The sequence below is a fragment of the Candidatus Allofournierella excrementigallinarum genome, assembly GCF_944388085.1.
GTDB classification, from domain to species: Bacteria; Bacillota; Clostridia; order Oscillospirales; family Ruminococcaceae; genus Allofournierella_A; species Allofournierella_A excrementigallinarum.
This window is the reverse complement of record NZ_CALXHK010000056.1, coordinates 1-12,389: the sequence shown is the minus strand read 5'-3', so window position 1 is coordinate 12,389 and position 12,389 is coordinate 1. Positions and strand designations below refer to the sequence as shown.

Annotated in this window: 10 protein-coding genes; 8 read left to right on the top strand and 2 right to left on the bottom strand. The window is 63.6% G+C overall.

Annotated elements, in window-relative coordinates; genetic code table 11:
- Positions 1-9: 9 nt before the first annotated feature.
- Both ACH2AT_RS09395 and ACH2AT_RS09390 read left to right on the top strand, forming a co-directional pair.
- Positions 10-159: a hypothetical protein gene (locus ACH2AT_RS09395; protein ID WP_394965501.1), complete on the top strand. Its 150-nt coding sequence runs from the start codon at positions 10-12 to the stop codon at positions 157-159.
- A gap of 155 nt (positions 160-314) precedes the next feature.
- Positions 315-1,046, top strand: coding sequence for a hypothetical protein (locus tag ACH2AT_RS09390; RefSeq protein ID WP_300134929.1), 732 nt, complete (start codon positions 315-317; stop codon positions 1,044-1,046).
- A 97-nt stretch (positions 1,047-1,143) separates the two neighbouring features.
- Here the strand turns inward: ACH2AT_RS09390 and ACH2AT_RS09385 are convergent, their stop codons facing one another.
- A complete protein-coding gene (locus ACH2AT_RS09385) occupies positions 1,144-1,434 on the bottom strand; it encodes a DUF6809 family protein (protein ID WP_394965497.1) in 291 nt (96 codons plus the stop codon).
- Positions 1,435-1,695: 261 nt separating this feature from the next.
- Positions 1,696-2,637, bottom strand: coding sequence for a DUF1848 domain-containing protein (locus tag ACH2AT_RS09380; protein WP_394965499.1), 942 nt, complete (start codon positions 2,635-2,637; stop codon positions 1,696-1,698).
- A 103-nt stretch (positions 2,638-2,740) separates the two neighbouring features.
- On the opposite strand from ACH2AT_RS09380, the gene ACH2AT_RS09375 reads away from it, so the two are divergent.
- From ACH2AT_RS09375 to ACH2AT_RS09350, 6 genes are all read left to right on the top strand, one after another.
- Positions 2,741-3,424 carry a response regulator transcription factor gene (locus tag ACH2AT_RS09375; protein ID WP_394965495.1) on the top strand — a complete coding sequence of 228 codons (684 nt, stop codon included), beginning with the start codon at positions 2,741-2,743 and terminating at the stop codon, positions 3,422-3,424.
- Positions 3,421-4,332: a sensor histidine kinase gene (locus ACH2AT_RS09370; RefSeq protein WP_394965493.1), complete on the top strand. Its 912-nt coding sequence runs from the start codon at positions 3,421-3,423 to the stop codon at positions 4,330-4,332. The genes ACH2AT_RS09375 and ACH2AT_RS09370 overlap by 4 nt, the downstream gene beginning before the upstream one ends.
- Before the next feature lie 129 nt (positions 4,333-4,461).
- On the top strand, positions 4,462-5,133 hold the full coding sequence (locus ACH2AT_RS09365; protein WP_394965491.1) for an ABC transporter ATP-binding protein: 672 nt from the start codon (positions 4,462-4,464) through the stop codon (positions 5,131-5,133).
- A 4-nt stretch (positions 5,134-5,137) separates the two neighbouring features.
- The gene (locus ACH2AT_RS09360) at positions 5,138-7,789 is read left to right on the top strand and encodes an FtsX-like permease family protein (RefSeq protein ID WP_394965489.1); all 2,652 of its coding nucleotides are present in this window, start codon (positions 5,138-5,140) and stop codon (positions 7,787-7,789) included.
- A gap of 223 nt (positions 7,790-8,012) precedes the next feature.
- Positions 8,013-9,806 (top strand): GDSL-type esterase/lipase family protein, encoded by a 1,794-nt coding sequence (locus ACH2AT_RS09355; RefSeq protein ID WP_394965487.1) that lies wholly within the window; start codon positions 8,013-8,015, stop codon positions 9,804-9,806.
- A gap of 73 nt (positions 9,807-9,879) precedes the next feature.
- Positions 9,880-11,643: an ABC transporter ATP-binding protein gene (locus ACH2AT_RS09350; RefSeq protein ID WP_394965485.1), complete on the top strand. Its 1,764-nt coding sequence runs from the start codon at positions 9,880-9,882 to the stop codon at positions 11,641-11,643.
- Positions 11,644-12,389 lie beyond the last annotated feature (746 nt).

Here is a 12,389-nt window from a genome sequence, read left to right as displayed (position 1 = left end):
TACTTTGTCTTGGAAACCAAGGGGACAACTAACTTTATTCACCTACAACCCAGTGAGCAGATGAAGATTCATTGTGGCAAAGAACATTTTAAAGCACTGGGTTCAGGTATCGAAATGCAAACTGCCACGGATTGGTCAAAACTGAGGCAGAGAATTTAACAGTATTGTTTGGGGCCAACCATTTCCACACCGAAAAAATGTGGGTTGCCTTTTTGCTGCATTTAGAGGAATTGACTTGTTATAAGCACTTTTCAAAAACCGAGAAATAAAATCAGCAAGCATGTTTGGAAAACAAAAAACAACGAGGTGAATTTATGGATTCATACGCTGAATATGTTGTGGCATTTTTAGACATACTTGGATTTAAAAACATTATAAATACAGAAGATTTTGAAAATGTTAGGCAAATTTTTTTAGCTATAATTTCAGAAAAAGATGCCAAAATTGCACTTACCAAAGCGATAGGATCCACAGATCCAAAGGGTGCTTCTCTTGCTCGGTATAATCAAATTTTGCGAGAAGAACTTAAAATTCATATTATGTCGGATAGCGTCGTGGTTGCCGCTCCCTGCCAGTTTCCACAGTCATTAGCGGTTGTGATTGATGTTTGCATGATTATCCAACAGAAGCTATTTAATCTTGAACAACCCATTTTTTTGCGTGGGGCAATCTCCAAAGGCAATTTTTATGTGGATAACAACATGATTTTTGGTAAAGCATTGGTGAATGCATATATTGCCCAAGAAAACTACGCCGAGTACCCACGGATCATTTTGTCAGATGAAGTACAAAGCGGAATGGATAACACCATTATCAATGAAGATGATTTGCTCAGAGACGATGATGGGTACTGGTATATCAACGCACTGGAAAGTTATATTGACTTCCCGGCTTGGGACGGCCTCGAAAAAAATCCAAAATATAAAAAACTTAGAAATAAAATTGATCAGCAATTAAGCGGTTATGCCGATAGTAGTGTCCGAAAAAAATATCTTTGGCTGAAAAGAAAATTAAATGACATCGAGTTTAAGGCCTCCTGCTATTAACAGGATTGGATAACACCATCCCAACATAAGGCAACGAATTGGCATATAGGACTAAGTGTCTTAGTCCATAAGTCCTACACTTTTAACAACAAAAAAATCAGGCATCTCTCTCCGCTTCTTCCGCTGGAAAGGGATGCCTGTCCGTTTCAAAGTGATTCAGTTCGTATGCCAGTTTCCATGCCAATTTGAACCCGCAGAAAAAACTGTCCATGGAGCGTTTTTCCGCAATCAGACTCTGGTTATCCATGATCCGCAGCACCAGTTTTCTCTCTGGTTTTTCCAATCGCTCAATGAGCTGCTTGTGACAAGCTTCAATTTCCTGCTCAGCCTCCGCCATGGGCAGTGGAATGTAAAATCTGTTGTAGTGCTGTTTCAGTGCGTCGTTCATGTGTCCTACCTCCTTGCAGCAAGACACCATACCACAGGTCATCTGAAAAAGCCACTAAAATATTTGAATGGTTCCTAATCGTTTGGTCGCTTTGAAACATTGACATAAAAAATAGCCGCAAGCCAATTTTCGTGACTTGCGGCTATTTCCCCATTTTCGCCTGGGGTGACACCCCAGGGCCTCTCTCAATCGGTCATTCTTGGGTTCATCTCAAGATGTCCTTATGAGGAGTAGCCCTTTGCAGGGGCCTTCTTTTTTGCGTCAAAAGCCGGGCAGCACCGGGTCGTCCAGCCGGGCGGTGATGGCGAAGGGCCGCTGGCCGGCTTTGTGCACCTCGTCCCCCGGCTCCGGCCCGCCCAGCAGAAAGGGCGAGGCCGGGTCGTGGAGGCAGTAGTTTTTCTGGGCAAGGCGGGCGTCGGTGTTGGCGTAGCAGTAGCGGCAGCCGTTGGGGCAGCTGTCGTAAGCGCCGATGTCCCTTGTCTCGATGCAGTGGCAGCCCGGACGCATGCCCCGGTGCACCCGGTCCTTGAAGCGCAGGCCGTTGGCCTTGCCCAGGGCCTCCAGCGTCATGCAGCCGGCGGGGCGGATGCCAAAGGAGGAAAAGTCCTCGTCGGCGCCGCAAATTTGCAGGGGCAGGCCGTACTTTGCGGCGATGGCCCCCAGGCCCGCCGCCAGCTCCCGCCGCCGGGCGGGCAGGACCGGGCGCAGCCCGGGCATGTTCACCGCCAGCTTGCGGTACATCTCCACGAAACTGAAGATGCATTTATCCACGAAGGGGGCCAGCTCCCGGGCCATGGTCTCGAAGGCCTCAAAATGGCGGGGGATGGTGTATTCTTCCGTGAGCAGCACCGGGTCGTAGCGCCAGGCCACCCGCTGCCGCCCCACCTGGGCCGAGAGGTCTTTCAGCGTCTGGACGCCCGCCTCGATGGGGGGCACCCCCGGCTCAATGTCTTTGCCGTAGGCGGTGATGGTGTAGAAAAAATAAGCGGGGAAACGGCTGGTGATCTCGTGCAGCCGGGGCAGGATGGGGCGGTAGTCCTTGGAGCAGAACACCACGCAGTCCACCTTGTCCGGGGAGAGTTCATAGCGGGTGACCAGATGGGGATAGCGGGGGTTGCGCACCAGCACATACCCCTCGGCAAAGCGGCGCAGCAGCCAGTGGGAGTAATACTGCACGGTGTCGGTGCGCCCGCCGGTTTGGATGATCGTGGCCCTCGCCCCCTTTCCCCTTCATTATACGCGCGGGGTCGCATTTTTGCAAAAAGGCGGTATAATAAAGAAAAACTGCGGCGGAGGTGAACCGGAGATGGAGCGCATCTTTCTTTTGGAGGACGACGAGGCCCTGGGCCGGGGCGTGGCCATGGCGCTGGCGGGGCCGGGCCGGGAGGTGAGCCGAGCGGCCAGCCTCGCCGAGGCCAAAACGGCGCTGGCAGGCCGGCGCTTTTCGCTGCTGGTGCTGGACGTGAACCTGCCGGACGGCAGCGCCCTGGACCTGGTGCGCAGCCTGCGGGCCGCGGGGGACGGCACGCCGGTCGTCCTGCTCACCGCCAACGACCTGGAGCTGGACGAGGTGACCGGCCTGGAGGCCGGGGCGGACGACTACATCACCAAGCCCTTCTCGCTGGCGGTGCTGCGGGCGCGGGTGGCGGCCCGGCTGCGCGGCGGGGCACAGCCCGCCGCCGGGGCGCTGGCGCTGGGGCCCTTCACCTTCGACTTTGAGCGGATGGACTTCCGCCGGGAAGGGGCGGCCATCGAGCTTTCCAAAGCCGAGCAGAAGCTGCTGCGGGTGCTGGTGGAAAACCGGGGCCACGCGGTGAGCCGGGCCGCCCTGGTGGACCGGGTGTGGACCGACGCAGCGCAGTTTGTGGAGGAAAACGCCCTGTCGGTGACGGTGCGGCGGCTGCGGAACAAGCTGGAGGCCGACCCCGCCCGGCCCGAATATCTCAAAACGGTGTACGGCATCGGCTACACCTGGGCGGTGGAGCCATGACCGGCTGGGCCGTCGCCGGGGCGCTGGCGGCGCTGGCGGGCCTCACCGCCCTGGCGGCGGGCCTTGCAATGCGCCGCCGGGCCGCCCGCACCCTGGGCCGGGTGGAGGCGATGCTCACCGCCGCCATGGAGGGCCATTTTTCGGAAGAACATTTTGACGAGAGCCGCCTCTCGGCGCTGGAGGCGCGCCTCGCCCGGTATCTGACCGCCAGCGAGGCCTCGGCGGGCCGGGTGCGGCAGGAAAAGGACCGGCTGGCGGGCCTTGTGGCGGACATCGCCCACCAGACCCGCACCCCGGTGGCGAACCTGCGGCTTTATTCCCAGCTGCTGGCGGAGCAGCCCCTCTCCCCCGCCGGGCAGGACTGCGCGGCGGCCATCGACGCCCAGTCGGAAAAGCTGGGCGTGCTGGTGGAGGCGCTGGTCAAGACCAGCCGGCTGGAAACGGGCCTGCTGGCGCTGCACCCCGCGCCGGGGCCGCTGGAGCCCCTTTTGCGCCGGGCGGCGGCCCAGTACGCCCCCGCGGCGGCGGAAAAGGGGGTGGCCCTCACCGTCAGCGAGGCGGCGGGGGAGGCGGTGTTCGACGAAAAGTGGACGGAAGAAGCCCTGTGCAACCTGCTGGACAACGCCGTGAAATACACCCCCGCCGGGGGCGCGGTGACGGTGGAGGCGCGGCTGTACGAGATGTTCGCGGCCATCCGCGTGGCGGACACCGGCCCCGGCATCCCGGAAAGCGAGCACGCCAAAATTTTCGGGCGCTTTTACCGCTGCCCCGGGGCCTATCAGGCGCAGGGGGTGGGCATCGGCCTCTACCTTGCCCGCCAGATCGCCCAGGGGCAGGGAGGCTATCTGAAGGTGGAGAGCGCCCCCGGCAGGGGCAGCGTCTTTTCGCTGTGGCTGCCCCGGCGGTGAGGCCCGGGCGGACGGCGCAAAAACTTGTGTCGGAACTGTCACATTCCCGACAGCACCGGGAAAGATGTTTGTGATAAAGTCTGTGTTGTCGCAAGGACGCACAGACTTTTTCTTTGGGAGGAAAGACCAATGATCGTTTTGCAGACCCGGGGCCTCAAAAAGGTCTACGGAACAGGGGAGGCCCGGGTGCGGGCGCTGGACGGCGTGGACCTGGACGTGGAACAGGGAGAGTTCGTGGCGGTGGTGGGCACCTCCGGCTCGGGCAAAAGCACCCTGCTGCACATGCTGGGCGGGCTGGACCGGCCCACCGCCGGCACCGTGACGGTGGACGGGCGGGACATCTTCGCCCTTTCGGACGAAGCGCTCACCGTGTTCCGGCGGCGCAAGATCGGCTTTGTGTTCCAGGCCTACAACCTGGTGCCGGTGCTCAGCGTGTGGGAGAACATCGTGCTGCCGGTGCAGCTGGACGGCCGCCGGCCGGACAAGGCCTATCTCGCCCAGGTGGTGGAGGCGCTGGGCCTTTCGGAAAAGCTGGACCGGCTGCCGGGGCAGCTCTCCGGCGGCCAGCAGCAGCGGGTGGCCATCGCCCGGGCGCTGGCGGCCCAGCCGGCCATCCTGCTGGCGGACGAGCCCACCGGCAACCTGGACTCCAAGACCAGCCAGGACGTGCTGGGCCTGATGAAGGTGACCGGGCGGCGCTTTTCCCAGACGATGGTGATGATCACCCACAACGAGGAGATCGCCCAGCTGGCCGACCGCATCGTGCGCATCGAGGACGGGCGCATCGTGACGAGGGGGTGAGGGCATGAAGGTAGCAAACAAGGCCTGCGTGCGGCGGCTGAGCCTGCGGGCCCTGGCCGCCAGCCGCACCCGCAACCTGGTGGCGGTGCTGGCCATCGCCCTCACGGCGGTGCTTTTCACCAGCCTGTTCACCATCGCCCTGTCCATCAACGAGGGCTTTCAGCAGGCCACCTTCCGCCAGGTGGGCGGCCGCGCCCACGGGGGCTTCAAGTACATCACCGAGGAACAGGCGGAACTGTTTTCTTCCGACCCGCTGGTAAAAGAGTGGGGCCTGCGGCGCTTTTTGGGCATGGCCGAGGGGGACGCCTTCACGAAGGACCACGTGGAGGTGAGCTGGGCGGACGAGAACGAGGCGGACTGGATGTTCCTTGCCCCCACCGCCGGGCGGCTGCCCGCCGAGGGCACCGACGAGGCCGCGGCGGACACCCGGGTGCTGGAACTGCTGGGGGTAGAGCCCCAGCTGGGGGCGCAGTTCACCCTGCCCATCAGCGTGGACGGCAAACTCACCGAGGAGACCTTCACCCTCTGCGGCTGGTGGGAGAAGGACGAGGCCACCTTTGCCTCCCACGTGCTGCTGCCCGAGAGCCGGGTGGATTCCATCCTGGAAAAGCTGGGCGTGGCCCCGCCGGGGGCGGACGGCATGACCGGCTGCTGGAACATGGACGTGATGTTCTCCTCCTCGCTGAACATCGAACAAAACCTGCGGCGCGTCCTTGCCAATTACGGCTGCCAGTGCGACGAGCCGGGGGAAAACTACGTCGATATCGGGGTGAACTGGGCCTACACCGGGGCCCAGCTGAGCATGAAGCTGGACGCGCCCACCCTGCTGGCTCTGGCCGGGGCGCTGGGGCTCATCCTGCTCACCGGCTACCTGATCATTTATAATGTGTTCCAGATCTCGGTGGCGGGGGACATCCGCTTCTACGGCCTGCTCAAGGCCATCGGCACCACCCCCCGCCAGCTGCGGCGCATCATCCGCATCCAGGCGCTGGCCCTCAGCGCGGCGGGCATCCCGGCGGGGCTTCTTCTCGGCTGGCTGCTGGGCGGCGCGCTGGTGCCGGTCATCACCGCCCGCCTCGACGGAGTGGCCCCGGTGGTGAGCGCCAGCCCGGCCCTCTTTGCGGGGGCGGCCCTCTTCGCCCTCATTACCGTGCTCATCTCCTGCCGCCGCCCCGGGCGGATGGCGGGGCGGGTGTCGCCGGTGGAGGCGGTGCGCTACACCGAGGGCCGCGCCCCGAAACCCGGCGCGCGGCGGCGGGCCAAGGCGGTGTCGCTGCCCGCCATGGCGCTGGCGAACCTGGGCCGCAGCCGGGGCAAGACCGCCCTGACCATGCTGTCGCTGGCGCTGGCGGTGGTGCTGTTCTGGGCCACCACCGCCTTTGCGGGCAGCTTTGACATGGACAAATACACCTCCTACTTCACCGCCACCGACTTCATCCTGGCCAGCGCCGCCCATTTCCAGACCGGCAGCGAAATTTTCAACCCCGGCCAGGCCCTGCCCCAGGAGGCCATCGACGCGGTGAACGCCGCCGGGGGCGTGGCCGACGGCGCGCGGGTCTACGGGCGCACCTCCCTGGTGCTGGAGTTCGTCACCGACGACTATTACCGAAGCCTGCACGGCCGGTGGTACAGCGAAGAACAGCTGGACGCCATGCTCCGCTCGAAAGGGCGCAACGAGGCGGGCCGGGTGGAGGACACCGCCCAGCTCTACGGCATGGAGCCCTTCGCCCTGGACCAGCTGAAGGTGCTGGAGGGTGACCTTTCCAAACTGAACGACCCGAACGCCAACTGCATCGCAGCGGTCTATTCCGAGGACGACTACGGCGACCTTGTGGCGGACAGCCACTGGGCAAAGCTGGGGGACACGGTGACTCTGCGCTATGTGGAAAAGCTGGAATATGTGGACACCAACACCGGCACGGTGTACCAGGACCTGACCGAGATCCCCGCCGGGGCCAGCCCCGTAGAGCGGGCGGTGGAGTACCGGGACGTGGACTACACCGTGGCGACGCTGGTGGCGGTGCCCAACGCCCTGGACTACGGCTATTACGGCGCGGACGAGTTCGTGATGGGGGCCGAGACTTTTGTGCGGGACACCGGCACCAGCAACATAATGTACTACGCCTTCAACGCCCAGGAGGGGGCCGGCGACGGCCTGGAGGCTTTTTTGCAGAACTACACCGAAAACGTGGACCCCACCCTTGACTACGAAAGCAAGGCCACCTTCACGGCGGAGTTCGAGAGCATCCGGCAGATGTTCCTTCTCTTGGGCGGTGCGCTGAGCTTCATCGTGGCGCTGGTGGGGGTGCTGAACTTCTTCAACGCCATCGTCACCGGCATCAGCTCCCGCCGGCGGGAGCTGGCGGTGCTGGAGGCGGTGGGCATGACCGCCCGCCAGCTGCGCGCCATGCTGGCGCTGGAGGGCCTTGCCTACACCCTGGGCGCGGCGGCGCTGGCCCTGGCGCTGGCGGCGCTGGCAGGCCCGGCCCTGGGCGCGGCGGTGGAGCGCATCGTCTGGTTCTTCACCTTCCGTTCCACCCTCTGGCCGGTGGCGGCGCTGGGGGCGGCGTTCGCGGTGCTGGGTGCGGCCATCCCCCTGGCGGCGGACCGGGCGGCCCGCCGCCGCCCGGTGGTGGACCGGCTGCGGCAGGAATAACGGCAGGCGTCTTTCTGCCCGGCAGGGGCGGCCCGAAGGGGCCGCCCCTGCCTTTTTTTCCTTTAAAGTGGGGGAAAAAGGTAAAAAATCGCCCCCAAACGGCACAAAAAAGGGCGGAAGGTTTGCACTGGCGGGCAAAAAGGTGTAAAATAGCACCGAGACCGCGCCCGCCGCTGTTCCCGGCGGGCAAGCAGACCAACGACATGGAAAGGGGTCCCCCGTCGTGCATTCCAAAAAAAGCAGTTCTTCCGATCTTGCCGCCAAGATCCGGGCCTTTATAAAAAGCCCCGCCGGCATCCCCGTCCTCGCGGGCGCGGCCGGCGTGCTGGCGGTGGCCGTGATCGCCGCCATCGTGTTCGCCGTGCGCGCCGGCGCCGAGCCGGGCAGCGCCTCCAACAGCTGGTCCGCCCCGGTGGACGATTCCTCCTACGACGCCGAGGCGGGCAAGGTGAACAAAGAGGAGTTCACCGGCACCATCCTGCCCGAGACCGAGGACGCCGGCCAGGAGTATCTGGACGGCACCCTCTTCATCGGCGACTCCAACACCGCCCGCTACATGTACTACGGGCCGGACGATAACTCCGACGTGCACTTCACCACCATCGAGAACACGGTGGGGGTGGTGAGCGCCGGCGTGCAGAACATCACCAGCCTCAAGTGGGAGCACTTTGTGGGCAGGGGCGAGATGGCCATCCCCGAGATCGTCAAGATCATGCAGCCCCAGCGCATCATCATCTGCTTCGGCACCAACAACCTCACCATGGAGACCGACACCTTCATCGACTACTACACCGAGGGCCTTGCGGCCATCCACGAGGCCTACCCCTACGCCGACATCATCGTCAGCGCCGTTCCCCCGCTGGACAAGGAGCGCAGCAACACGAACCTGTCCATGAAGCAGGTGGACCGGCTGAACACCGCCATCGTGGAGATGTGCGAGGCCGAGGGCTATAAATATCTGGACACCAGCGAAGCGCTGGAAGACCCGGAAACCGGCTGGGCCAAGGAGGGCTGCACCCTCGCGCTGGACGGCGTGCATCTGAGCAAAAACGGCGCGCGGGCGCTGTTCAGCTACATCCGCACCCACGCCTACGTCACCGAGGACACCCGCCCGAAGCCTTTGAAGGACATTCCCAAGATCAACGGCGTCACCCCCGGCCTCATCACCCAGGACCCCATCGGCGTGAGCGGTTCCACCGCCGTGCCGGTGGAGATCTCCGCCGGCGAGGGCGGCCACATCGTGGGCGAGACCAGCCAGAGCGTGCAGAAGGGCAAGCAGACCAGCATGATCACCGCCGTGGCGGACGACGGCTGGGAGTTCGACCACTGGAGTGCCAGCATCGGCTTCGTCGACCAGCAGGAGAGCATCATGTTCACCGTGCCCGGCGACGCCGACGCCAACGGCGTGTTCCTGACCGCCCACTTCCGCAGGGTGGAGGAGGAAGAGCCCGACCCCACCGCTTCGCCCACCCCCGCGCCCACCTGCACCTGCACCACCAAGTGCGACAGCGCGGCGCCCAATCAGGACTGCCCGGTGTGCAAGAACGACCCGAGCAAGTGCACCGGCACGGCGGCCAGCTCCAGCAGCAGCACCACCACCGGCAGCAGCACCACCAGCGGCAGCACCACCACCGGCGGCAGCACTACTACCGGCGGCAGCACCACCACGGGTGGCAGCACTACCACCGGCGGCAGCACCACCACCGGCGGCGGCAACACAACGCCGCCGGAGCCCACCCCATGCACGCACAACTACATCGGGTCTGTTACTGTGCAGCCCACCTGCACCTCTCCCGGCTTGGAGACCTTAACCTGTACGCTTTGCAACCACAGCTACACCCAGGAAATTCCCGCCACCAATGTCCACAACTATGTGGACGGCGTGTGCACCGTCTGCAATGGGACGGATCCGAATTATCAGCCTTCCACCGACGGCAACAACGGCGGCACCAACGGCACCACCACCGAAACTACCACCGAAACCACCACCCAGATCACCGAGCAGCCCGCCGCGTAAACCCATCCACCCACAAAAAGGCCTTCGCGGGCCTTTTTGTTTTGCCGGGCATTTGCCCAAAAGGAGGAATCCCATGGAACACACCGCCCCCAAAAAGGGCCTGTTGCGGCGCTTCTGGCCCTATCTGAAAAAGTATAAGCGCATTCTGGCCTTTGACCTTTTCTGCGCGGCGCTGACCACCCTGTGCGACATGGTGCTGCCGCTCATCATGCGGTTTCTGACCAACACCGCCACCACCGACGCCTCCCTGCTCACCGCGGGGTTGGTGCTGCGGCTGGGCCTTTTGTATCTCGTGCTGCGCGTCATCGACGGCCTTGCCAACTACTACATGGCGGACATGGGCCACGTGATGGGCGTGTATGTGGAGACGGACATGCGCCGCGACGCCTTCGCCCACCTGCAGCGGCTGGGCTATACCTACTACTCCAACACCAAGGTGGGCCAGATCATGGGCCGCATCACCAACGACCTGTTCGACGTGACCGAGTTCGCCCACCACTGCCCGGAAGAATTCTTCATCGCCGCCATCAAGATCGCCGCCAGCTTCATCATCCTGTGCCAGTCCAGCGTGGCGCTCACCCTCATCCTCTTCGCCTGCGTGCCGTTGATGGGTGTGGTGTCCACCATCATCAACCTGAAGCTGCGGGCGGCCTTCCGCCGCCAGCGGGTGCAGATTGGCGAGCTGAACGCCCGCATCGAAGACAGCCTTTTGGGCGAGCGGGTGGTGAAGGCCTTCGCCAACGAGGCGGTGGAAATTGAAAAGTTCCGGCGGGACAACGAGGCCTTCAAGGCCATCAAAAAAGAGACCTACCGCTTCATGGCGGCGTTCCAGACCAGCACCCGCCTGTTCGACGGGCTGATGTATCTGGTGGTCATCGTGGCGGGCGGGCTGTTCCTGGTGAGCGGGCGCATCGCCGCCGGGGACCTTGTGGCCTACATGCTCTATGTGACCACCCTCATCGCCACCATCCGCCGCATCGTGGAGTTTGCCGAGCAGTTCCAGCGGGGCATGACCGGCATCGAGCGCTTCTGCGAGATCATGGACGCGCCCATCGAGATCACCGACGCGCCGGATGCAAAGCCCCTGGAGGTGAAGGCCGGGGCCATCCGGCTGGAGAACGTCTCCTTCGAGTATCCCGACGACCACAACCGGGTGCTGCGCGGCGTGGACCTGGAGATCCGCCCCGGCGAAAAGCTGGCGCTGGTGGGGCCCTCCGGCGGCGGCAAGACCACCCTGTGCAACCTCATCCCCCGGTTTTACGACGTGACAAGCGGGCGCATCCTCATCGACGGGCAGGACGTGCGCCAGGTGACGCTGGGCAGCCTGCGGGGCGCCATCGGCGTGGTGCAGCAGGACGTCTACCTTTTCAGCGGCAGCGTGTATGAAAACATCGCCTACGGCAGGCCGGGGGCTTCGCGCCAGGAGGTGGAGGCCGCGGCAAAACTGGCCGGGGCCCACGAGTTCATCACAAAGCTGAAAGACGGCTACGACACCTATGTGGGCGAGCGGGGCGTGAAGCTGAGCGGCGGCCAGAAGCAGCGCATCTCCATCGCCCGGGTGTTCCTCAAAAACCCGCCCATCCTGATCCTGGACGAAGCCACCAGCGCGCTGGACAACGAGAGCGAAGTGCTGGTGAACCGCAGCCTGGAGGCGCTGGCCAAAGGGCGCACCACCCTGACCATCGCCCACCGGCTGACCACCATCCAGAACGCCGACCGCATCCTGGTGCTGGGCAGGGAAGGCATCGAGGAGCAGGGCACCCACGCCGAGCTTCTGGCAAAGAAAGGCGTCTACTTCCGGCTGTGGAACGGCCTTGTGGGCGCGGAAGAAGAATAAAACAGACGGCAAAGCGCCGCCTCTCTCCGGCCAGGAGGGGGCGGCGCTTTTTGTTTTGGCGGGGCGGGGAGGCGGAAGGTCGGCGCTTCGGCCTGTTCCTCCCGGCCTGCCGCACAATGAAAGCCGAGCCAGACGCGGCGCTGCCGCCGCGTAGTGCGCCTCGGAGCGAACACGCTGCACGGTGTGAGGGCAGCGTGTCCGAAACGCCGCGTGCGGCGGCGGGCAGAGACGCGCCCCACCCCGCGCAAAACTGCCCGCAGCACAGCGCCGCCCGGACAATAAAAGGGCCTGTTTTGACCGAACCGCTTCGCCCGGCCCGGCCCCGCCGCACGCGGCGTTGCCGTTTCTTTTGCGTCCGCCCGGGGGCGGAAGGCCGGCGCTTCGGCCGGTTTCTCCCCGCCTGCCGCACGATGAAAGCCGAGCCGGACGCGGCACTGCCGCCGCGTAGTGCGCCTCGGAGCGGACACGCTGCACGATGCGAGTGCAGCGTGTCCGAAACGCCGCGTGCGGCGGCGGGCAGAGACGCGGCCATTTCGCGCAAAACTGCCCGCAGCACAGCGCCGCCCGGACAATAAAAGGGCCTGTTTTGACCGAACCGCTTCGCCCGGCCCGGCCCCACTGCACGCGGCATTGTCGTTTCTTTTGCGTCCGCCCGGGGACACGCACCCTCGCACGCGGCGTTGCCGTTTCTTTTGCGTCCGCCCGGGGGCACGCACCCTCGCACGCGGCATCTCGGACACTTTTCA

Bases quoted from the DNA above. Each gene is read 5' to 3' on its own strand.
- ACH2AT_RS09385 (WP_394965497.1), bottom strand. From the start codon at position 1,434: ATGAACGACGCACTGAAACAGCACTACAACAGATTTTACATTCCACTG.
- ACH2AT_RS09365 (WP_394965491.1), top strand. From the start codon at position 4,462: ATGATCGTTTTGCAGACCCGGGGCCTCAAAAAGGTCTACGGAACAGGG.
- ACH2AT_RS09370 (WP_394965493.1), top strand. From the start codon at position 3,421: ATGACCGGCTGGGCCGTCGCCGGGGCGCTGGCGGCGCTGGCGGGCCTC.
- ACH2AT_RS09360 (WP_394965489.1), top strand. From the start codon at position 5,138: ATGAAGGTAGCAAACAAGGCCTGCGTGCGGCGGCTGAGCCTGCGGGCC.
- ACH2AT_RS09350 (WP_394965485.1), top strand. From the start codon at position 9,880: ATGGAACACACCGCCCCCAAAAAGGGCCTGTTGCGGCGCTTCTGGCCC.
- ACH2AT_RS09375 (WP_394965495.1), top strand. From the start codon at position 2,741: ATGGAGCGCATCTTTCTTTTGGAGGACGACGAGGCCCTGGGCCGGGGC.
- ACH2AT_RS09390 (WP_300134929.1), top strand. From the start codon at position 315: ATGGATTCATACGCTGAATATGTTGTGGCATTTTTAGACATACTTGGA.